The organism is Pseudomonas sp. NKUCC02_KPG (genome assembly GCF_019345465.1).
Lineage (GTDB): Bacteria > Pseudomonadota > Gammaproteobacteria > Pseudomonadales > Pseudomonadaceae > Aquipseudomonas.
In genome coordinates this window covers 15994-36419 of the sequence record NZ_JAHKRC010000019.1, presented here as the reverse complement: position 1 = coordinate 36419, position 20426 = coordinate 15994, and the positions used below count along the sequence as shown (strand labels likewise).

General features: G+C 54.9%; 20 protein-coding genes and 1 pseudogene. 10 read left to right on the top strand and 11 right to left on the bottom strand.

Features of this window, described 5'->3' with window-relative positions:
- Positions 1-219 precede the first annotated feature (219 nt).
- The gene (gene fadD1 / locus KO536_RS21555) at positions 220-1911 is read left to right on the top strand and encodes a long-chain-fatty-acid--CoA ligase FadD1 (protein WP_133077284.1); all 1692 of its coding nucleotides are present in this window, start codon (positions 220-222) and stop codon (positions 1909-1911) included.
- A 145-nt stretch (positions 1912-2056) separates the two neighbouring features.
- Here the strand turns inward: fadD1 and KO536_RS21550 are convergent, their stop codons facing one another.
- Positions 2057-2434, bottom strand: coding sequence for a hypothetical protein (locus tag KO536_RS21550; protein ID WP_133077285.1), 378 nt, complete (start codon positions 2432-2434; stop codon positions 2057-2059).
- 279 nt (positions 2435-2713) lie between these two features.
- On the opposite strand from KO536_RS21550, the gene KO536_RS21545 reads away from it, so the two are divergent.
- Together KO536_RS21545 and def are read left to right on the top strand one after the other, a co-directional pair.
- Positions 2714-3667: a YihY/virulence factor BrkB family protein gene (locus tag KO536_RS21545; protein ID WP_133077286.1), complete on the top strand. Its 954-nt coding sequence runs from the start codon at positions 2714-2716 to the stop codon at positions 3665-3667.
- Between the two features lie 2 nt (positions 3668-3669).
- Complete coding sequence (def, locus tag KO536_RS21540; RefSeq protein ID WP_219262902.1) at positions 3670-4209, top strand: peptide deformylase; 540 nt, start codon at positions 3670-3672, stop codon at positions 4207-4209.
- On the opposite strand, the gene KO536_RS21535 is transcribed toward def, so the two are convergent.
- Positions 4163-4612: a GNAT family N-acetyltransferase gene (locus tag KO536_RS21535; RefSeq protein ID WP_133077288.1), complete on the bottom strand. Its 450-nt coding sequence runs from the start codon at positions 4610-4612 to the stop codon at positions 4163-4165. The genes def and KO536_RS21535 overlap by 47 nt on opposite strands.
- A 591-nt stretch (positions 4613-5203) precedes the next feature.
- On the opposite strand from KO536_RS21535, the pseudogene KO536_RS24585 reads away from it, so the two are divergent.
- A pseudogene (locus tag KO536_RS24585) lies at positions 5204-5974 on the top strand (PAS domain-containing protein); the annotation flags it as partial.
- Positions 5951-6523, top strand: coding sequence for a methyl-accepting chemotaxis protein (locus KO536_RS24580; RefSeq protein ID WP_371928113.1), 573 nt, complete (start codon positions 5951-5953; stop codon positions 6521-6523). The pseudogene KO536_RS24585 and the gene KO536_RS24580, both read left to right, overlap by 24 nt.
- Positions 6524-6544: 21 nt before the next feature.
- On the opposite strand, the gene KO536_RS21525 is transcribed toward KO536_RS24580, so the two are convergent.
- Positions 6545-7576: a LacI family DNA-binding transcriptional regulator gene (locus tag KO536_RS21525; RefSeq protein WP_133077290.1), complete on the bottom strand. Its 1032-nt coding sequence runs from the start codon at positions 7574-7576 to the stop codon at positions 6545-6547.
- A gap of 229 nt (positions 7577-7805) precedes the next feature.
- On the opposite strand from KO536_RS21525, the gene KO536_RS21520 reads away from it, so the two are divergent.
- Together KO536_RS21520 and KO536_RS21515 are read left to right on the top strand one after the other, a co-directional pair.
- Positions 7806-8339, top strand: a complete 534-nt coding sequence (locus KO536_RS21520; protein WP_133077291.1) for a gluconokinase — start codon at positions 7806-7808, stop codon at positions 8337-8339.
- A gap of 85 nt (positions 8340-8424) precedes the next feature.
- Entirely contained in the window at positions 8425-9777 is a 1353-nt protein-coding gene (locus KO536_RS21515; RefSeq protein WP_019829158.1) for a GntP family permease, read from the top strand.
- A 112-nt stretch (positions 9778-9889) separates the two neighbouring features.
- On the opposite strand, the gene alaC is transcribed toward KO536_RS21515, so the two are convergent.
- Positions 9890-11098 (bottom strand): alanine transaminase, encoded by a 1209-nt coding sequence (gene alaC / locus KO536_RS21510; RefSeq protein WP_219262900.1) that lies wholly within the window; start codon positions 11096-11098, stop codon positions 9890-9892.
- A gap of 199 nt (positions 11099-11297) precedes the next feature.
- Between alaC and KO536_RS21505 the strand changes: the two genes are divergently transcribed.
- Positions 11298-11789, top strand: coding sequence for a GyrI-like domain-containing protein (locus KO536_RS21505; RefSeq protein WP_219262899.1), 492 nt, complete (start codon positions 11298-11300; stop codon positions 11787-11789).
- Here KO536_RS21505 and KO536_RS21500 read toward each other — a convergent pair.
- The 4 genes from KO536_RS21500 to KO536_RS21485 all read right to left on the bottom strand — a co-directional run bounded on the left by KO536_RS21500 (position 11786) and on the right by KO536_RS21485 (position 15267).
- Positions 11786-12292, bottom strand: a complete 507-nt coding sequence (locus tag KO536_RS21500; protein WP_133077294.1) for an N-acetyltransferase — start codon at positions 12290-12292, stop codon at positions 11786-11788. The genes KO536_RS21505 and KO536_RS21500 overlap by 4 nt on opposite strands.
- Positions 12293-12412: 120 nt before the next feature.
- Entirely contained in the window at positions 12413-13591 is a 1179-nt protein-coding gene (locus tag KO536_RS21495; RefSeq protein ID WP_219262898.1) for a GAF domain-containing sensor histidine kinase, read from the bottom strand.
- Positions 13592-13740: 149 nt separating this feature from the next.
- Complete coding sequence (locus KO536_RS21490; protein WP_133077296.1) at positions 13741-14046, bottom strand: PepSY domain-containing protein; 306 nt, start codon at positions 14044-14046, stop codon at positions 13741-13743.
- A gap of 96 nt (positions 14047-14142) precedes the next feature.
- Positions 14143-15267, bottom strand: coding sequence for a glycerophosphodiester phosphodiesterase (locus KO536_RS21485; protein ID WP_133077297.1), 1125 nt, complete (start codon positions 15265-15267; stop codon positions 14143-14145).
- A gap of 232 nt (positions 15268-15499) precedes the next feature.
- Here KO536_RS21485 and KO536_RS21480 point away from each other — a divergent pair, with 232 nt between their 5' ends.
- Positions 15500-15823: a DUF2025 family protein gene (locus KO536_RS21480; protein ID WP_133077298.1), complete on the top strand. Its 324-nt coding sequence runs from the start codon at positions 15500-15502 to the stop codon at positions 15821-15823.
- Positions 15824-15863: 40 nt separating this feature from the next.
- Here the strand turns inward: KO536_RS21480 and KO536_RS21475 are convergent, their stop codons facing one another.
- The gene (locus KO536_RS21475; RefSeq protein WP_219262897.1) at positions 15864-16931 is read right to left on the bottom strand and encodes a diguanylate cyclase; all 1068 of its coding nucleotides are present in this window, start codon (positions 16929-16931) and stop codon (positions 15864-15866) included.
- Between the two features lie 274 nt (positions 16932-17205).
- Here KO536_RS21475 and KO536_RS21470 point away from each other — a divergent pair, with 274 nt between their 5' ends.
- Entirely contained in the window at positions 17206-18231 is a 1026-nt protein-coding gene (locus KO536_RS21470) for an MBL fold metallo-hydrolase (protein WP_133077300.1), read from the top strand.
- A 12-nt stretch (positions 18232-18243) separates the two neighbouring features.
- Here KO536_RS21470 and KO536_RS21465 read toward each other — a convergent pair whose 3' ends face one another.
- Both KO536_RS21465 and KO536_RS21460 read right to left on the bottom strand, forming a co-directional pair.
- Entirely contained in the window at positions 18244-18561 is a 318-nt protein-coding gene (locus tag KO536_RS21465; RefSeq protein ID WP_133077301.1) for a helix-turn-helix transcriptional regulator, read from the bottom strand.
- Positions 18562-18837: 276 nt separating this feature from the next.
- A complete protein-coding gene (locus KO536_RS21460) occupies positions 18838-20088 on the bottom strand; it encodes a ribonucleotide-diphosphate reductase subunit beta (protein WP_095035466.1) in 1251 nt (416 codons plus the stop codon).
- Positions 20089-20426: the final 338 nt, after the last annotated feature.

The window sequence follows — 20426 nt, the reverse complement described above, 5'->3', positions numbered from 1 at the left end:
AGTTTTTGCACTAATGATGACTTTGGATTGTCCTACAGTCAGGTTGGTGACTCTAAACCCTGTTTTTGGCTCTAGGCGGCCTTTGGCAAAGCTGCTACTCTCGGCGCGCTTTGTGACTTCTAGGTAAGTAAAAGCCAGATCTGTCCATTATAAAAATCAAACAAATAAGAACCGCACCCGATGCGGTGAAGAATTCGCGACGCTGAGGAGTGGGCTTCCATGATTGAAGGTTTTTGGAAGGATAAGTACCCAGCTGGGATTGCTGCTGAAATCAATCCCGATGAATATCCAAATATTCAGACGGTACTGCGAGAGTCTTGCCAGCGTTTCGCTGATAAACCGGCGTTCAGTAACCTCGGCAAAACCATCACCTACGGTGAGCTTTACGAGCAGTCCGGCGCATTTGCTGCCTGGTTGCAGCAGCACACCGACCTGCAACCCGGCGATCGCATCGCCGTGCAGTTGCCCAACCTGTTGCAATACCCGATCGCTGTGTTCGGAGCCATCCGCGCCGGCTTGATCGTGGTCAACACCAACCCGCTGTACACCGCGCGGGAAATGGAGCACCAATTCAAGGACTCCGGCGCCAAAGCGCTGGTATGCCTGGCGAACATGGCGCACCTGGCCGAGAAGGTCGTACCGCAGACCTCGGTCAAGTATGTGATTGTCACCGAAGTGGCTGACATGCTGGCGCCCTTCAAGCGTGTGCTGATCAACGCTGTCATCAAGTATGTGAAAAAGATGGTCCCGGCCTATTACTTGCCTCAGGCCATCAAGTTCAACGACGTGTTGAGCAAAGGCCGTGGCCAGCCGGTCAAGGAAGCGAACCCGGTAAGCAGTGAAGTTGCCGTGCTGCAATACACCGGTGGTACCACGGGTGTGGCCAAGGGCGCGATGCTGAGCCATCGCAACCTGATCGCCAACATGCTGCAGTGCAAGGCGTTGATGGGTTCCAACCTCAACGAGGGCAGTGAAATCCTGATTACGCCATTGCCGCTTTATCACATCTACGCATTTACCTTTCACTGCATGGCAATGATGTTGCTCGGCAACCACAACGTGCTGATCAGCAATCCCCGTGATTTGCCTGCGATGGTCAAGGAACTGTCCAAGTGGAAGTTCAGCGGTTTTGTCGGTCTTAACACCCTGTTTGTTGCTCTATGCAATAACGAGGCGTTCCGCAAGCTGGACTTTTCGGCCCTAAAGATGACGTTGTCGGGCGGCATGGCCTTGCAACTGTCGGTAGCTGAACGCTGGAAAACCGTGACGGGCAGCCCGATCTGCGAAGGTTATGGCATGACCGAAACCAGCCCTGTGGCTTCGGTGAACCCGATCCAGAACATTCAGGTAGGCACTATCGGCATTCCGATGCCTTCGACCCTGTGCAAAGTGATCAATGATGCCGGTGAAGAACTGCCGCTGGGCGAAATTGGCGAGCTGTGCATCAAGGGCCCGCAGGTCATGAAGGGTTACTGGCAGCGTCCTGACGCGACCGCCGAGATCATGGACAGCGATGGCTGGTTGAAGTCCGGTGATATTGCGGTCATTCAGCCTGATGGCTACATGCGTATCGTCGACCGCAAGAAAGACATGATCCTGGTGTCGGGTTTCAATGTTTACCCGAACGAACTGGAAGATGTGATGGCTTCCTTGCCTGGCGTATTGCAGTCAGCAGCAATCGGCATTCCGGATGAAAAGACCGGTGAATTGATCAAGGTGTTTATCGTGGTCAAGCCGGGCATGACGCTGACCAAGGATCAGGTCATGGCGCACATGCGTGCCAATCTGACTGCCTATAAGGCACCGAAATTCGTCGAGTTCCGCGACAGTTTGCCGACTACCAACGTAGGCAAGATTCTGCGACGTGAACTGCGAGACGAAGAACTGAAGAAACTGGGCCTCAAGAAGTAACGGACCTGGATACGAAAAAGCCCCGCATTGCGGGGCTTTTTTGTTTTGAACGCAACGCTTGTAGTCGCTGCCGAAGGCTGCGATGCAGGTGTGTGGCGTTCAAAAAACGGGCTGCTACGCAACCCTTCGCAGCCTTTGGCAGCGACTACAACACAAACTGTGCGAAGTTGACGCCGGTACCTGTCGGACGCACGTCCTGCAAGTAGGAGTCTTTGTCCGCGCTCAGCTCAAGGCTCATGGTCGGCGTACGTTTGTGCGTTGCGCGAACGACCATGCCTTCGCGTTTTTCACGCAGGAATGCAGTGGTCACCTTCAGGTGGAGCAGTTCGTCGGTGCTTGGGGTGTGCAGCAACAGGTGCACCCATTCGTATTGACCGATGGCCAGGCGGGCCAGCGGAATATCGAACCACCAGATGTTCTTGTTGGTGTTCAGTGCGGCGAAATGGCAGTTGTTGACGCCGAGTACCGCGCCGCCGAGTTCCTGGTTTCTGCGGGCAATAGCCAGCTTTTTATCGAGTTTCATAAACTTCCTACAATTGCGGATCTTCAGCGCCATAGCCTGAATACGTCGCGTATTCTCGGGGGTTAGCGAGCAAACATAAAGCCCAACCTGCTCTGATCGACGAAATGATCGGCAGAATTAAATGAAACTCGCTGCCGGGCCGGGGGGTCAACCTTGGAGCGGGCTTTTCACAGGTTTGGCGATCAAGTGCTTTCAAAGTCGCCAATTGGACTACTTTTAGGTACAACCCTTCGCTTGGAGGCGTGTGATCTCAATAACTCAGCGGCGAAAGGAGACGCTATGTTTTTTCCAGGCTTGAACGGCCTGCCTTTGGGCAAAGTCTTGATCAGAACGGTCAAGGAATTTATCGACGATGAGATGTCGACCTATGCCTCGGCGTTGGCCTATCAAATGCTGTTTTCGTTATTTCCATTCATTCTGTTTCTGATTGCATTGATCGGCTTTTTGCATCTTCCCGATTTCTTTACCTGGCTGCGCCTGCAGTCCGAACTGGTGCTGCCACCGCAAGCGCTGGAACAGGTCAATCCGGTGATCGATCAATTACAGCAATCCAAGGGCGGATTGCTGTCGGTGGGTATCGTGATTGCGTTGTGGACAGCTTCCGCAGGCGTGCGGCTGATGATGAGTGCAATGAATGCCGCTTATGACGTGGTAGAAGGGCGTCCCATCTGGAAGCGTTTTCCGCTGTCGATTTTTTACACCATCGGTATTGCCGGCATGCTGCTGGTTGCTGCGGCACTGATGGTGCTCGGGCCACAGGTGATGAGCTGGCTCGCGGGGCAGGTAGGCCTTGAAGACTTTGTGGTGACGTTGTGGACCATCCTGCGCTGGCCGGTGATCATCCTGCTGCTGATGGTGGCCGTGGCGTTGATGTATTACGTGATGCCCGACGTGGAGCAGAAGTTTCGCTTCATTACGCCGGGCTCGGTGCTGGCAGTGGTGGTATGGATCATCGCGTCATTGGGTTTTGCCTTTTATGTCAAAACCTTCGCGGACTACAACGCCATGTATGGCAGTATCGGGGCAATCATCGTGCTGTTGCTGTACTTCTACATTTCGTCCGCAGTGCTGTTGTTGGGCGCTGAAATGAATGCTGTGATTGAACACATGTCGGCTGAAGGCAAGAATCCGGGTGAGAAGACGTTCGATGAGTCTGACGACCCTGATCCAAAGAAGCATGTCTCCGGCCTTGGGCGCGACCACTCCCTTAAACCCACTTCTGATGAATACTGACCATGATTCGTGAAATCTTGAAAATGGGCGATGAGCGTCTATTGCGTGTCGCAGAGCCAGTGCCGGATGAAATGTTCGACACGCCAGAACTCTGGCAATTGATCGACGACATGCTGCAGACCATGGAGCACGCAGGAGGCGTGGGCCTGGCGGCTCCGCAAATCGGGGTTGACCTGCAATTGGTCATCTTTGGATTCGAGCACAGCGAGCGTTACCCGGATGCTGAAGCCGTGCCTCAGACCATCCTGATCAATCCGTTGATCACGCCTCTGAGCCCGGCCCTTGAAGAAGACTGGGAGGGGTGCCTGTCAGTACCCGGTCTGCGTGGGGTCGTTGAGCGTTTTCACAAGATCCGCTACGAAGGCTTCACGCCCAAGGGTGAGCCGATCGTACGGGTGGCCGAAGGTTTTCATGCGCGGGTGGTACAGCATGAGTGTGATCACCTGATAGGTCGCCTTTATCCGTCACGGATCAAGGATTTCAGCAGGTTCGGTTTTATCGAGGTGCTGTTTCCTGATCTGGAGCCGGGTACCCAGGAGTAGTGGATCCCAGCGCTATCATCGCCTTGTTGCGTTGATAGCGAACCAGCCGCTCGTGCAGGGCGTGGGGCAACTCCACGTCCAGGCTGAACCCCAGCTTTTCATAGAACCCTTGCAGCTCGGGATCGCAGAACAACCAGACCGGTCCTTCGCAGGCTTTCACCGCATGCCTCACCAGCTCCCCTGCAACGCCTTGGCCGCGCAGTGCTGGCGCGACAAACAACCCGGTCAGCCAGTGGCCGTGAGCCATTGGCCGCAGACACAATCCGGCGACAATGTCCTCTTGGCGAGCGACCCATAATTGTGCGTCCTTGACCGCTTTCATCGACGATTGATGGGTACGGTAAAACTTGTTCATTAACGGCCATAAAGGTGCATCAAGCGGGGCGTAAACAATCGCAGTCATAAGTCCACAGGCTTCAGGGAAGGGCTCGCAGTATAAACAAACAACGGAGTGGTTTTGTGCCGTTGTCGGTTTTTACTGGAAAGGGTTATTCGAAATTAAAACGCAAGAGCATTCATTCTTTTTTGAATAACGGGTTTTAATTAAAAGTTCGCAACGGATCAGTGTTATACCTGAGTTCACATCCTTGAACACTGGAGCGCACGACATGGCTAAAGGCATGGATTCAAAAAAGGCGGCGAAGAAAAAGCCGGCCAAAACAGCGGATGAAAAACGCGCTGATAAAAAATCCAAGAAATCCGATACTGGATTGTTTGGGCATTAAGTAATTTGCCGGGGGCTCAGTTCTTGGGCCCCTGCCAGTTTTAAAGTGCACATCCTCCATTTAGCTATTTTTTAAAGCGTGAGCGCTCCGTCGCAGCTTGATGGCTATGTGCTTGCACGTATCATTTGCCTAGCTATGCTCCACCGTTACGGGGCGTAGGCGATAAATGCTTTAACCCTCGAAGTGCGTACAGCTCTAACGTTAAAAGTTTAAAGCGCAGCCTTGAAACTTTTGAATTATCAATAGACAGCACCTCCAGGGATTGAGCCATGTTTAATTTGCATAACAAAGCCGACCTGCTTGAGAACAAACGTCTAAACGGCTCATTGAATGACACGTTAGCGAAGGTGCAGGCCATCAGTCGGTCCATGGCCATTATTGAATTCGCTCCGGATGGCACCATTCTTGATGCCAACGAGAACTTTTGCAGGGTAATGGGCTATTGCGCTGACGAAATCCGGGGTAAGCATCACCGGATTTTTTGCGAAGATAGTTACCAGAGGTCCAGCGACTACAGTCATTTCTGGAGTGATCTGGCCCGTGGAGAACCGTTGAACGGTACCTTTTCACGGCTCGACAAGGCCGGGCGCGAGGTGTGGCTTGAAGCCAGTTACATGCCCATTGTCGGCGCAGATCAGCACGTCACCCGCGTGATCAAGGTGGCTTCGGATATCACCGTTCGAATCAACAAAGAGCACGAAAACCAGAGCATTGTGAACGCCTTGAGCCGCTCGATGGCAATGATCGAGTTTTCTCCTGATGGCCGGGTGATCAATGCCAATCAGAACTTTCTCAATACCATGCATTACTCGCTGAGTGAAATCGTCGGTCAGCACCACGGCATGTTCTGTCGGCCCCATGAGGCCGAATCATCGGGTTATAAAGCATTTTGGGCTTCGCTCAATCGTGGCGAGTATCACTCCAGGCGTTTTGAACGGGTCGACAAACATGGGCACACGGTTTATCTCGAAGCCTCCTACAACCCGATTTTTGATGCCAAGGGCCGTTTGTACAAGGTGGTGAAGTTTGCCAGTGATATCACAGCTCAAGTCACCAATCTGCAAACTGCCGCCGAATCGGCCCACAGCACGTCGGTGCAAAACGACGCCTGTGCGCAGAAAGGCTCACAGGTGGTTCAGCAGACTGTGCAAATCATTGAAGCCATCTCCAAAGACCTCAACGAGGCGGCGCAAAGCATTGATGCGGTGAGCAAGCAGTCGGACAGCATCGGGAAGATTGTGCAGACCATTCGCGGGATTGCCGATCAAACCAATTTGCTGGCGCTCAATGCCGCGATCGAAGCGGCGAGGGCAGGGGAGCATGGTCGCGGGTTTGCCGTGGTGGCGGATGAAGTGAGAAGTCTGGCGGCGCGTACCAGTGCGGCCACCCTGGAGATTGTCGAAGTGGTCCGCAGAAACCATGACCTCTCGCTGAGTGCAGTGACCAGTATGCAGTCAAGTCTGAGTCGAACCGGCCTGGGGGTCGAACTGGCGAATGAAGCCGGGGAGGCGATTCTGGAAATCCAGCAAGGCTCCAGGCATGTGGTCGATGCCATCAGCCAGTTCAACTCAACGTTGCAACTGCATTAATTAACTGCGGGAGCAGGGGCCTTAGCTGCTCTCACGCACCATCAGTTCAAAACCCATGTCTTGCACCGGATTGGCCACTTTGTTGCCGGCCATCAGTGTGAGCATCTGCTCGGCCGCACGACGGCCGATGGCTTCTCGGGGGGTACGAATACTGCTTAAGCGCGGCACCATGAATTCCGAGGACGGCAGGTCGTTAAAACCTAATATGGCGATTTGCTCCGGGATTTTAATGCCGGTGCGTGCGGCTTCCAGCAGTGCGCCCTGGGCAAGGTCATCGTTGCCGAAAAAGATCGCATCTACCTGCGGATGGCTGGCCAGCAACTGCAGGAACAGTTCGCCACCAAGGCCAACAGAGGACGGGCGCGGCGTCAGCAGTTCAAGCTCCGGGTTGTACAAACCCGCCTGCTGCAAGGCGCGGCGAAAACCTTCGCCACGCAACAGCGTGCGCTGATCAAGTTGGGCGCCTATATAGGCCAGGCGCTTGCGGCCACGGGAGATCAGGTGCCGGGCAGCGGTTTCACCGGCCTTCAATTGGGAGAACCCGACGCAGTTCAGGCCCTCGGCGGCATCCAGCTCCATCATGTACACGCAGGGTACATTGCTGCTTTCAATCATCCGTCGTGAGCTTTCGGAACGGTCAAATCCGGTCAGCAGGAGGCCGCGCGGCTGATAGGCCATATAGTTGCGCAGCAGGTTCTCTTCTTCATCCCGGGAGTAGTGAAAGTTGCCGATCAGCACCTCAAAACCTCGAGGACGCAATACGTCATGTATGGCTTCGAGGGTGTCGATAAACAGCAGGTTGGACAAGGACGGAACCAGCACCACGACGGAGTGGCTCTGTGCTGAAGCCAGTGCCCGGGCGGCCGGGTTGACCACGTAGTTCAGCTCATCGGCGGCAATTCGCACCTTTTCGGCAAGGTCTGTGGCGACGCTGCTGATACCGCGCAAGGCACGGGAGGCAGTGATGGGGCTGACCCCGGCCAGGCGGGCTACTTCGTTAAGGGTGGGGCGACCCGTGGTTCGGGTGTTTTTATCGTTTTTAGAGGTGGTCATCGGGGCGGCTTGCCAAACAAAAAACAAGTCACTAAGGTAGCGCTGTCCTGACGTGCCCGCAATTGCCTGATTGTGTGTAAATCAGTTACCCCAGCTTTGTATGTCGAGAGCGTCACCGCGTCTCCCCATAAAAATGAGAAATAGACGTCGGTAGCCTAGGCTTTGTGCTTTGCTTTCAAGTATTGAACGCATGGACAAAGACAGCGCTGTCTACGGACTGAGGTGTTTCATGAGTCAACCTATCACTGCTCTGGTCATCATGGGCGTTGCCGGCTGCGGCAAGTCCAGCGTTAGCCAGGCACTGTGCCAGCTCAATGGCGCGACCCCGATTGAAGGCGATGCGTTTCACCCTGCGGCCAACATCGACAAAATGAGTGCCGGTATTCCCCTGACCGATGAAGATCGTGCCGGCTGGTTAGACAGCCTGTGCGATGAATTGCGTCGTGCGGTTGCCAGTGGCCAGCGTCCGGTCTTGACCTGCTCGGCGCTAAAACTGCGTTATCGCGAGCGTTTGCGTGATGCGGTTGACGGTCTGGGCTTTGTTTTTCTGGAGCTGACCCCCGAGGTTGCCGCTGCGCGAGTGGCCGATCGTCCGGGGCACTTCATGCCCAAGACCCTGATTGACAGTCAGTTCGCTGCACTTGAGTCTCCGACCAATGAGTCATTGGTGCTGACCTTGAATGCAGCCGAGATGAACATTAAGCAATTAGCGAGCGCTGCCCGGGATTGGTGGTGCGAGCAGACGGTAATGGCAACCTCATGATGTTGTTTCAAACAGATAGCGCTACCTGCCTCGGCTGTAGCGGCACCTACGTACTTGATAAGAACAAAAAGGCAGGAGACGCCCCATGCTAGGCATGTCCCACAATACGTTTCTGCTGCTCGATGCAGTGGTCACCATCATCGGCCTGATCGTATTGATCACCCGATTCAAGCTGCACCCGTTTATTGCCTTGATCATTGCCTCGGCGTTTCTTGGCTTGACCGCCGGCATGCCTGCCAACCTGATCATCAAGTCGTTCCAGGACGGTTTTGGTGGTGTATTGGGCTTTGTCGGGATCATCCTGGCGCTGGGCACCATGCTTGGCAAAATGATGGCCGACTCCGGGGGGGCTGACCAGATCGCCCGAACCCTGATCCGTGCCTTCGGCAAGGAAAAGGTGCAATGGGCAATGATGTTTGCCGCCTTCCTGGTGGGTATTCCGTTGTTCTTCGAAATCGGCTTTGTGCTGCTGATTCCGTTGGTGTTTATCGTTGCGCGTCGTACCGGCGTGTCGATCATCAAAATCGGTATTCCGTTGCTCGCAGGTTTGTCAGCCGTTCACGGTCTGGTGCCGCCGCACCCGGGGCCGCTGCTGGCCATTGGTGTATTCGGTGCTGACATCGGCAAGACCATTTTGTACGGCCTGATCGTTGCACTGCCTACCGCGATCATTGCCGGTCCGATTTATGGCACGTTCATCTCCAAGTACATCCCGGGTCACGCTTCCCAGGAGTTGATGGACCAATTGGCGAGCGAGCCGGAATCCAGCACGCTGCCGAGCTTCTCCATCACCTTGATCACTGTGCTGCTGCCAGTATTCCTGATGCTGCTCAAGACGTTTGCCGACGTTGCGCTGCCTGATGGCAACTTCTTCCGTGTCTGGATGGACATGATCGGTCACCCGATCAGTGCCCTGTTGCTGGCATTGCTGCTGGCGTTGTACACCTTTGGCGCGCGCCAGGGGATCGACTCCAAGCGCATCCTCAAACTGCTGGACGCGAGCCTGGCCCCTACCGCAGCGATCATTCTGATCATCGGCGCGGGCGGCGGGTTCAAGCAAATGCTGGTAGCCAGCGGTGTGGGTGACGTGATCGGCCATATGGCGGTGAACGCGCAAATTTCGCCAATCCTGCTGGCCTGGCTGGTGGCGGCGGTGATTCGTATTGCAACAGGTTCTGCGACCGTGGCAACGATTACCGGGGCGGGGATTGTATTGCCGGTAGTGGATATGATTCCGGGCGTTAACCGCGAACTGCTGGTGCTGGCAACAGGGGCGGGCTCGTTGATTCTGTCTCACGTCAACGATGCCGGTTTCTGGTTGGTGAAGCAGTACTTCAACATGACAGTGGCTGAAACGTTCAAGACCTGGACCGCGATGGAAACCATCCTGTCGATTGTAGGTTTGATCTTTATTCTGCTGCTGTCGTTGGTGGTTTAAGCGCCACCAAACCTGTGGGAGCGGGCTGGCTCGCGATAAGCGCAACGCGGTGTATCTATTGCACCGCGGCGATCCAATCGCGAGCCAGCCCGCTCCCACACGGGTTTATGGCTTAGCCCGGGTTAAAGCCGTCAGCCCGGAACATGGCGCGGATACCACGTAGCGCCTGGCGAATGCGGTCCTGGTTTTCAATCAGGGCAAAACGCACATGATCGTCGCCGTATTCACCAAATCCTACGCCTGGGGACACACAGACTTTGGCATCCGCCAGCAACTTCTTGGCGAATTCCAGTGAGCCCATGTGTGCATAAGCCTCCGGGATCTTGGCCCAGATATACATCGAAGCTTTCGGGTTTTCGACCATCCAGCCCAGTTCGTGCAGCCCTTTGACGATGACGTTACGGCGCTGGCGGTACTGCTCGGCAATATCCTTGACGCACTGCTGGTCGCCTTCGAGCGCAGCGATCGCGGCCACTTGCAGCGGAGTGAAGGTGCCATAGTCGTGGTAGCTCTTGATCCGCGCCAGAGCGTTGACCAACTCCGGATTGCCCACCATGAAACCAATACGCCAGCCTGCCATGTTGTAGCTTTTGGACAGCGTGAAGAACTCCACGGCTACGTCCTTGGCGCCAGGTACTTGCATGATCGAAGGTGCTTTCCAGCCGTCGTAGACGATATCGGCGTAAGCCAGATCGTGAACCACCAACACATCGTATTGCTTGGCCAGGGCCACCACGCGCTCGAAAAAGTCCAGCTCCACGCATTGCGCCGTCGGATTGGACGGGAAGCCCAGAATCATCATTTTTGGCTTGGGGATCGAACCGCGAATGGCTTTTTCCAGCTCGGCAAAAAAGTCCACACCGGGGATCAGCGGCACCGAACGCACCTGGGCGCCGGCAATCACGGCACCGTAAATGTGGATCGGGTAGCTGGGATTAGGCACCAGCACGGTATCGCCCTGATCCAGGGTGGCCAGCATCAAGTGTGCCAGGCCCTCTTTGGAGCCGATGGTGACGATGGCTTCGTGTTCCGGATCGATCTCAACGTTGTAACGGTCGGCATACCAACGAGAAATAGCCCGGCGCAGACGGGGAATACCCCGCGAAGTCGAGTAGCCGTGAGTGTCTTCACGCTGTGCGACGGTGCAGAGTTTTTCGACGATATGAGGAGGCGTCGGGCCGTCAGGGTTGCCCATGCTGAAGTCGATGATGTCTTCGCCACGACGTCGGGCGGCCATCTTCAGCTCAGCCGTGATGTTGAAAACGTAAGGGGGGAGTCGATCGATGCGCGCAAAACGGCGCGGCGAACCTTGGTCTGCCATGTGAGCCTCTGATACGTAAGCGCCCGGAACCGTCCGAGCGACGTTGACCACTGCGGTGGTCCGGGCAAAACAATACGGGCGGTGATGGCCTTTTGTCTAGATGCTGTCGGGGTCTATTTTTCCGCTGATCCGACCCAGCTGTATATTTGTTCCTATACTCAGCTGCTAAGTTTCCTACTTACTCTATCGAGCATGCCCCATGGATCAAATAGAAAAGTTCGAACTGTCAGCTCCGCGATTTGCCAAAGGTCAGTTTCAACTGATCGCGGGTTTGGGTGGCCGTTTCACTGAGGAGACCGCTGATCGAATTCCACAATTGTGGGAAAAATTCATCCCGGAAATCGGAAAAGTGCCAAGTCAAATTGGCGATGAAACCTACGGCGTTTGTTGTAACCCTGATGGCGAAGGGGGCTTCGAATACATTGCCGGCGTGGCCATCAGCAAGTTGGACGACCTGCCTGAACGGTATCGCTGGATCGAACTGCAAGAGCAGTCGTATGCGGTCTTTGAACATCGCGGCCCACTGGACACCCTTGCGCAGACGTTTCAGGCAATCTGGCAAGACTGGTTGCCTCATTCGGGCTACGAAGCTGCTGATGCGCCCGAGTTTGAACGTTACAGCGCGGACTTCAATCCGGACACCGGCGCAGGGCTGTTAGAAATCTGGTTGCCTGTTAAAAAGCCGATTTAGCTTGCGCGCAGTTGGGGCTGCGACGGTGATATCAGGGGCAGTACCAGGCGTCGCTCGCCACGGTAGGCTTCGCCTTGTTCGATCCAGCCCTGGCTCAGATAAAAAGCCAGGGCGCTGGCGTTGAACGGGCTTACCGACAGCATCAATAGCCGAATTTCGGGCCAGAACTGTCGAATGGCCCGGGGGAGTTCGCGCAGGCAGGCTTTACCCAACCCCAGGCCCTGAACGCCGCTGTCGACTTGAAACGCATGCAAGGTTGCGCTGCCAGGCTCAGCCCAATGGGCCAAAAGCGGCTCACGCTTGAGCAGCATAAAGGCAACCGGAAACTCCTCACTGAGCAGCGCCAATCCCTTGATCCCCGCGTGCGGCTGAGCAGGCAGTGAGTGCAAGGCCGAAGCAATGTCGCCGCAAAAAGCGATTTGCTCAGGAGCTACCTCAATCTTGCGCAGTTGCTCGCGTTGCAGGGGGGTAAGGTCTTCATAAGCGCAGAGGCGGGTGTTCATATCTGGATTCTGTCGAGGCGCAATAGGGGGCAACTGACGGGTTGGATCAGTTACTGCTGAGCAGCACGTCAGTTTCTACCCATCAGGGGGCCAAATACAGATTTATTCGTTTATCGGTTTTCAGTTCGTCGGCAAGCTGAAGGTGAAAACCGTGCCATGAACTTCATCGGAGGCGACTTCGAGTTGGCCTCCATGGGACAGGGCGATCTGGCTGGCAATGTACAACCCAAGTCCAAGACCGGCTTGCGGGATGTGGTTGGCCGGACGTGAATAGGGTTTGAACAAGTGTGGCAGCACATCAGCCGGAATGGTCTTGCCCTGGTTGGCCACCCTGATACTGAACACGCCATCCTGGGTCTGGATGGCGACGCGCACCGTGCCGGTGGAAGAGCCATGGGTGATGGCGTTGATCAACAGGTTGGAGAGCAGTTGTGCCAAGCGGCCACTGTCACATTGAAGACCTTTGAGTTGACCTATCTGCGAGAGGATCAACCGCTCGGGATGAACATTTTGTATCTCTGAAATCACGTGGCTGAATACCTGATTCAGATCCCGGCATTCGCTCAAGGTCACGGGGATTCCGCTGCCGAGCCGTCCCCGGGCAAAGTCCAGGACGTCATTGACCAGCTGCGAGGCCCGATGGCCAGAGGTCAGGATGTGCTGCACCAGAACGTCGGTCTGTGGGTTGGAGTGCTTGCGCAGCAAGCGCTCGGCGGCGGCCGTAATGGCGAATAACGGGTTGCGCAAGTCATGGCCGATAACGGCGATAAATTGTTCGCGCAACTCAGCATTTTCTCGCTCCTGCTGCAGCGCTGTTTCTGTGCGCTGCAGGTTTTCTTCTGCTTCGATTTGCAGCGATAGCAGGCGTGAAAAAGACTCCATTGTCGACTGGATGGTGCTGTCCCTGAGGCGTGCAGGCTCTGGGTCAAGTGCACACAGGGTGCCGAAAAAACTGCCGTCGGTACGCCACACCGGAATCGTGATGTAGCTCTTGAAACGATACATTTTTGGCGTGTGATGGTTCTGGTACAGCGGATCTTCGCTGGCGTTGTCGATGACGATCGGCAGGTGCGAGTTCATGCTTTCAAAGCACAGGGTACTGACCAGGTCCAGCTCTCCACCCGGCTGCAAACCAAAGTTCAGATTGTCGAGTACCGCGCAGGCGGTCCAGGTTGTTTGGGTGACACGGGCAACGGCGGCAAAGCGCATTCCGGTCATTTCAGTAATGACCTTGAGGATCGCTGGAACAGCACTGATCCGGTTAATCGTTGCGATATCGTCAATCGCGCCTTGCGCCATGGTGGATGCTCTTGCTTAAAAAATTGATTCTAGTCATAACACTGAGCGTGGCACAAATTCCTGGAGGATTTGTATACAGGCCTGAGTTGGGCCAATAAAAAAGGCCGCCTCCTTCATAAATAAGGGGCGGCCTTTTTATTTAAATCAACTCAAGTGTCTTGTTTGTCCTGCAGGACCTCAGCTGTTTTGGCGTCGAGATCAACGTCCCACTTAACGCCTTTGGTATCGCGTAATTCAACTTCATAAACCAGTTTGCCGTAGGAATGATCAAGCTCTGTATCGAGAATGGTTGCGCCTGGGTGTTTATCCAGCGCCGCTTGATTCAACTTTTCAAATGAGGTGATTTCACCCGACTTGATCAGCCCTGGAATATGGTCTGGGCGTACATCTGCCTGGGCAACACCGGCAGTCAGTGCCAGGGCAAGAGTGGCGAATACTATATTCAGTGCTTTCATGTTTAATCCCTTGGGGTTGAGGTGTTTAAGTGGGATCAGATTATCCGGCGCAACTTAACTCATCCTTAATTTCCACCCCGTTACAGGTTAGCGGTTTCAGTAGCCATTCTTTTCCAGCACTTGGTTGACGCTGTGTGGAGCCGATCGCTGGTAGTACGTGAGCAGTTCGCTTGCGCGGTTAGTGAAAATACCGTCGACGCCTGCGTCCATTGCCTTCTTGAAGTCCACGGGTTCGTCGAGGGTGTACACGTGTACCAGCAAGCCCTTGTCGTGGGTCGCCTTGTTCATCCACGGCTTGATCAGGTCGAAGTAGCTCTGGTCACCGCCGCGGGTCAACGCTGCCGAAGGGCCTGTACCGATGGCTCCGTTGGCCTTGGCAAAGTCGAGCCACTGGATGAACTCGGCCTTGTCCTTAGGCTGCAGCTTGGCGTAATACGCAGCTTTATCCTTCTCGCCCGAGTCGGCGAAGCGCTGAGTGGTGTTCGGTGTCATACCGCCTTCACCGACCCATAACAGCAGGATTTTTGGTGTGTTGGGCATTTCTTTTTGCAGCAGTTCGAGGCTGTTTTTGTCAAAGGTTTGCAACATTATCCGGCCTTTTCCCTGGCCGACCAGAGGCTCTGCCGTTGTTGTTGCCGGTTCGAGCCAGCCACGTTCGCTCAGTTTGTTTTTCAGGTCGTGCTCAAGCCCCGGGAACTGTTTGGGCTCTTTGGTTTCGATGTACAGGCCAGGCTTGTGTTGCGGGTTGCCTTGGGCAATATCGATTATTTCGTCCAGCGTCAGAATGGGCAGCCCAACATAGGATGGGCGCGCACGATCGGGATAAGCCTGATTGAACCAGCTACCGGCATCCAGGGTTTTAAGCTCGGCCAGCGTGAAGGCGCTGGCGGGACTGTCCTTGCGTTCCGGGAATTTTTTGGCCACGTCGGTGGTGCGTAACAGGCTGTTGTCATGTAACGCAAACAGAACCCCGTCCTTGCTGCGTTGAAGGTCCATTTCCAGATAGTCGGCGCCCAGGTCCCGGGCGAGGGTATAGGCTGCTGCTGTTGATTCCGGGGCGTCGAAGGAGGCACCCCGATGTGCAATCACTGCAGGACGCGGTATGCCATGAGCGTTGGCCAGTGCCGCCTCGGTCGTGCTGGATGCGCTGGCGGCCTGTGCGCCGCCCATGCCCAGAAGCAGGCTCAGTAGCAGGGCGGTTTTGCCAAAAGGGTCAGGCATGGGTTGAGTTCCTTTCAATCAGAAAAATAGAGGCCGCTTTTTTAACAACACGGCAGCCATGGGTACTATCAAGAATCTGACACAAACGAGTGTCTTGTTCGGTTTTAAGCGTTTTTTCTTACAAATGTGCAGTATTCTTGGCCACATCAGTGCCCCCGGCAGAGGGGCAGGCGTTAAATCTTGCGTGTAAACCATCGTTCCAGAGCCTCTGGGCTCGTCAGTGAGGTTTACCATGCGTATCACTTCGCAACTAATCTGCCAGGCCGCCGACCAGCTAAACGGCTTTGTCGGTTTAAATCGCAAGACAGGCCAGCACATTGTCCGTTTCAGTGAGGATTCCTTCGGGATGGATGTCGCTGACGACAACATTACGCCCGCCAGCGAGTTTGTCTGGCACGCCGATGGCGCAGACACCATGACCCTCAAGCGCGAGCTGATTCAGTTATTACTGGATCAAAATATTGATGATCGTTTGAACATCACCGAGCCATTGCGTGTGTACATGCAGCGTCTGGACGTGCCTGAGATTTCGGCTGTACGCCGTTGCGTCAATTGAGTGGAGCAGCCCAGGACACTATTTTTTCCTGGGCTGCTATTCAATACGGCTGTGAAAGAGTGTCTGCAGCGCTGATACTGATTTTGTTACGGCCCGTATTTTTTGCGATATACAGTGCTTTATCGGCTTCATTCAACCAAGTGGAAGCGTTTTGAAACTCGGGGCGGCAAGAGGCCAGTCCAATGCTCAGGCTTACGCTTATCCGCAGTTCAGGCTCGTCCGCGTGTTGAAAGTTGCAAAATACCTGACGCAGTCGCTCCATGATTTCCTGGGCCTGATGCAGAGAGCGGTTGGGCAGGATGATGCAGAATTCATCACCGCCATACCGACCAGCCAGGTCTTGAGCGCGCAAGTTGTCCTTGAGCTCCTTGCTGAGCTGGCGCAATACACAATCACCGACGATATGCCCGTAGGTATCATTGATCTTCTTGAAATGGTCGATATCAATCAGGGCCAGGGTGGCGGGCGAACGACTCTCCCGGCTTTGCAGGAAGCTCAGGTGCAGCAGGTCTTTCCATGAGCCGTGATTGAGCAGCCCGGTCAGGCTGTCGGTGCGGCTCAGGGTGCTCAGTGCGCGTTTATGCTCGGCCAAGGTTATCGCCAGGCGATAGCTGACCATGCCTACAGAAAACGGGTAAAGAATCAGCACCGGTATGCAGGCATAGACTTGCAGGCTGTTGGTTTCAGGCGTGAAGGCAGCTCCCAGAAACAGAAGCGAAATCAGGACCCCTGCCAGCTGCGCCAACACACCGTACAGGAGAAATCTTGGCCCTCCTGCCGCGACGTTATGCATCATCATCATGGACACAATAATGACTGTCGGCAGCGCGTTGAACTGGATGGTTGCTGCCCAGACCCCCCCGCACAGCGAGTCAATCAAGATGTTTCGCCGCTCAGTCCGATACGGATAGGTCGCACGTGAAGACAATTGGAGTGCCAGGTGTGGCCATACGAGTGCATTGAACAGCAGCAGTCCCCATAGCCAGATGGGCTTGTCGAGAGGGTACAGGGCGGCTACCAGACTGAGCCCGCCAAACCCTGAACCTATGGCACGTGGCGTATAAATACGCTTGGCAAACGACAAGCCTTTGCCTCTTTTATTGTCCATGGTTATCTGCGTGAGATGTTTGGACCATGAGTCCGGATACCGCTGGGTATCCGGGCCGCCGATTGCTTGCTGACACCCGTTGTCGAGAATACATCGCACATATTCCGCACATTTTTGGAACGGTTATGGATGCAGACTAGCTCTATTAAGTCGAAGGCGAGTCAGCGTTGGTGACAATGTCTGTGGCCACTGTTAGTTCTTATAGAATGACGATCAACCGCTAACAGGCCGGAAAGCAAGATAATACTCATTTTTTCACCGGAGGCTTCATGCCATGGCACTCGACTCACGCAGTGCTGAGCGGCTTAAACCCGCTGAGCGTTATCAAGGTGCATTTCGAAATGATGGCGCCCGGCCGTCCTCCAGTCTTGGCAAGACCTTGGGTATTTTTTGGAGAATGCTTTTTCAAAAGCCTGCGAGTACACGTCCTGCAGGTGTGATTCCGGTCAAGCCGTTAACCTGTGAACAGTTGGCCGCGGCACCTGACTTCAGTGTCTATCGATTGGGGCACTCGACCTTGCTGCTCAAGCTCAATGGCAAGTACTGGCTGACCGATCCTGTCTACGCGCAGCGTGCCTCACCGCTGCAGTGGATTGGCCCCAAGCGTTTCCATGCTCCCCCCATCAGCCTTCAAGAGCTTCCACCGTTGGAGGCCGTGATTCTTTCCCATAATCACTACGATCACCTGGACCAAAAAACCGTGTTGCAACTTGCGGCTAAAACGCAGCATTTTTTGGCGCCGCTGGGTGTCGGCGACCTGTTGATCAAATGGGGAGTACAGGCCAGCAAAGTTCAGCAACTGGATTGGTGGCAAGACACCCATGTTGCAGGCATTCGTTTTATCGCCACTCCATCCCAGCACTTTTCAGGCCGCGGCCTGTTTGATCACAACCAGACGCTTTGGGCATCCTGGGTGATGATCATTGATGGGGTGCGGATTTTCTTCAGTGGAGATTCGGGGTACTTCGACGGCTTCAAGCTGATTGGTGAACAGTTGGGACCATTCGACCTGACTCTAATGGAAACGGGGGCCTACAACGTCGATTGGCCACATGTACACATGCAGCCCGAGCACAGCCTGCAAGCCCACATCGACCTCAATGGACGTTGGCTAATGCCGATTCACAACGGCACCTTTGATCTGGCTTTCCATGCCTGGTCCGAGCCGTTTGACCGTATTGTGGCGTTGGCGGAGCAACGCAATGTACTCATTACAACGCCACAAATGGGGGAAGTGTTCAACCTGATGCAGCCCCACAAAGGGCGTGCCTGGTGGCTTGAAGTACACACCCCGGAGTAGTAGGGCCGGGGTTTACTCGATCATGGCAAAGTCTTCGCGGCCCATCGGGTCGGGTGTAGTGCCGCGAACATTGCCCCCGCGACCGGGCGCAAACCCGGGAAAGAACACCAGCCCTTGCGCCTCCAGGCTGTAGGCGAGGGCCAGCCGGGTAACGTCGCGCACAGGGCCTTGGGCTTCGAAGCGTTCAATTGCCGGGACTGAAACCCCGGACTGCTGGCTCAGATACTCGAGATTCCAGCCAAGCATTTCGCGGGCTTGCGCGCAGTGCAGCGGGGTAAATTGATTAATGACAATGCGTTCAAACGTACTGCGCGTGGCTGAATGAGGCATGGGTGTTCTCCAGGGCTGAGTCAGTGCTTGAAAATATACTGTGTTTTTATACAGTTATTTTTGGCGTGGATCAAACTCGTTTTCTGATAAGTCCCGACCGGAAAAGTCGCCTCATTTATCTCCTCTCAAGATACCGACCACTCGGTTGGACTGCCCCCAGTCGATTCACGGGTGTCGTATCTGTTGGCCACACGCAGTTAATTTTTTCACAAAAAAAAGGGCCAACAATCGTTGGCCCTTCTTGTTTGCTACGTATGGCTTAACTCAAGCCTCGTATCAATCCCAGCTCAATGCACCACCGGTTTGGTATTCAATTACCCGCGTTTCGAAGAAATTTTTCTCTTTCTTCAAGTCCATGATTTCGCTCATCCATGGGAACGGGTTGGTCGTGCCCGGGTATTCTTCTTTCAGGCCGATTTGCGACAGGCGGCGGTTGGCGATGAATTTGAGGTAGTCCTCCATCATCGCGGCGTTCATGCCCAGTACGCCGCGCGGCATGGTGTCGCGAGCGTATTCGATTTCCAGTTGGGTGCCTTGCAGGATCATCTGCGAAGCTTCTTCCTTCATTTCAGCGTCCCACAGATGCGGGTTTTCGATTTTGATCTGGTTGATCACATCGATGCCGAAGTTCAGGTGCATGGATTCGTCGCGCAGGATGTATTGGAACTGCTCGGCGACACCGGTCATTTTGTTGCGACGGCCCATCGACAGGATCTGGGTAAAGCCGCAATAGAAGAAGATGCCTTCCAGAACGCAGTAGTAGGCGATCAGGTTGCGCAGCAGCTCTTTATCGGTCTCAACGGTGCCGGTTTCGAACTTCGGATCGGAGATCGAACGGGTGTATTTGAGGCCCCAGGTGGCTTTTTTAGCGACCGACGGGATCTCGTGGTACATGTTGAAGATCTCGCCTTCATCCATGGCCAGCGATTCGATGCAGTACTGGTAGGCGTGGGTGTGGATCGCCTCTTCGAATGCCTGGCGCAGGATGTACTGGCGGCATTCAGGGTTGGTGATCAGGCGGTACACGGCCAGCACCAGGTTGTTGGCAACCAGGGAGTCGGCGGTGGAGAAGAAGCCCAGGTTGCGCATCACGATGCGGCGCTCGTCGTCGGTCAGGCCTTCCGGGTTTTTCCAGAGGGCGATGTCGGCGGTCATGTTGACTTCTTGCGGCATCCAGTGGTTTGCGCAACCGTCCAGGTACTTCTGCCAGGCCCAGTCGTACTTGAACGGCACGAGCTGGTTGAGGTCGGCGCGGCAGTTGATCATCATCTTTTCGTCAACCGCAACACGGGCGGAAGCGCCTTCGAGTTCGGCCAGACCTTCAGCGATGTCGAGGTTGTCCAGGGCAGCCTTGGCGCGAATGATCGCGGCCGAGTCGCTGGCGGTCACTGCACGGGCTTCCTGGGCTGCTACGCCGCCGGCGGCGTCGAGGCGGTCCATGTTGGCTTCGGTTGCGTGGCCTGCGTTGGCGCCTTTAACAGCGACTTCGCCTTCGTCTTCTTTGTCGAATTCGTCCCAGCTCAGCATGACGTATCGTCTCCTGCGTGAGGGCCTGTTGGCTGTGTGAAAACACTGATGGTTTGGTTTTTACACGGCCATAGGCCACTTGGATCTAAGAAATGTTGCTTGCAGTAGCGTTGTGCTCACGCAAAAACATGAATGTGTACGTTGGCTTGTACCGCTGTCGCTCAGGGGAGGAGGTTTTACCTGCACTCACCCTGGGCCTTGAGGCCGTAGCAGCGTGGATTTACAGCCCGCCAAGGGGATATATCAAGCCTTTTTGATGGCCGCAGTATACGGCTTTTGCACAAGGTATTTCAGCCAGTTTTTTTTCCGGGGATGCGACGAAACGCCCTAAATTTATC

Bases quoted from the DNA above. Each gene is read 5' to 3' on its own strand.
- KO536_RS21480 (WP_133077298.1), top strand. From the start codon at position 15,500: ATGCGTATCACTTCGCAACTAATCTGCCAGGCCGCCGACCAGCTAAAC.
- KO536_RS21495 (WP_219262898.1), bottom strand. From the start codon at position 13,591: ATGGCGCAAGGCGCGATTGACGATATCGCAACGATTAACCGGATCAGT.
- KO536_RS21550 (WP_133077285.1), bottom strand. From the start codon at position 2,434: ATGAAACTCGATAAAAAGCTGGCTATTGCCCGCAGAAACCAGGAACTC.
- KO536_RS21525 (WP_133077290.1), bottom strand. From the start codon at position 7,576: ATGACCACCTCTAAAAACGATAAAAACACCCGAACCACGGGTCGCCCC.
- KO536_RS21520 (WP_133077291.1), top strand. From the start codon at position 7,806: ATGAGTCAACCTATCACTGCTCTGGTCATCATGGGCGTTGCCGGCTGC.
- fadD1 (WP_133077284.1), top strand. From the start codon at position 220: ATGATTGAAGGTTTTTGGAAGGATAAGTACCCAGCTGGGATTGCTGCT.
- KO536_RS21460 (WP_095035466.1), bottom strand. From the start codon at position 20,088: ATGCTGAGCTGGGACGAATTCGACAAAGAAGACGAAGGCGAAGTCGCT.
- KO536_RS21470 (WP_133077300.1), top strand. From the start codon at position 17,206: ATGGCACTCGACTCACGCAGTGCTGAGCGGCTTAAACCCGCTGAGCGT.
- KO536_RS21485 (WP_133077297.1), bottom strand. From the start codon at position 15,267: ATGCCTGACCCTTTTGGCAAAACCGCCCTGCTACTGAGCCTGCTTCTG.
- alaC (WP_219262900.1), bottom strand. From the start codon at position 11,098: ATGGCAGACCAAGGTTCGCCGCGCCGTTTTGCGCGCATCGATCGACTC.
- KO536_RS21465 (WP_133077301.1), bottom strand. From the start codon at position 18,561: ATGCCTCATTCAGCCACGCGCAGTACGTTTGAACGCATTGTCATTAAT.
- KO536_RS21535 (WP_133077288.1), bottom strand. From the start codon at position 4,612: ATGACTGCGATTGTTTACGCCCCGCTTGATGCACCTTTATGGCCGTTA.
- KO536_RS21500 (WP_133077294.1), bottom strand. From the start codon at position 12,292: ATGAACACCCGCCTCTGCGCTTATGAAGACCTTACCCCCCTGCAACGC.
- KO536_RS21475 (WP_219262897.1), bottom strand. From the start codon at position 16,931: ATGGACAATAAAAGAGGCAAAGGCTTGTCGTTTGCCAAGCGTATTTAT.
- KO536_RS21505 (WP_219262899.1), top strand. From the start codon at position 11,298: ATGGATCAAATAGAAAAGTTCGAACTGTCAGCTCCGCGATTTGCCAAA.
- KO536_RS21490 (WP_133077296.1), bottom strand. From the start codon at position 14,046: ATGAAAGCACTGAATATAGTATTCGCCACTCTTGCCCTGGCACTGACT.
- KO536_RS21545 (WP_133077286.1), top strand. From the start codon at position 2,714: ATGTTTTTTCCAGGCTTGAACGGCCTGCCTTTGGGCAAAGTCTTGATC.
- KO536_RS21515 (WP_019829158.1), top strand. From the start codon at position 8,425: ATGCTAGGCATGTCCCACAATACGTTTCTGCTGCTCGATGCAGTGGTC.
- def (WP_219262902.1), top strand. From the start codon at position 3,670: ATGATTCGTGAAATCTTGAAAATGGGCGATGAGCGTCTATTGCGTGTC.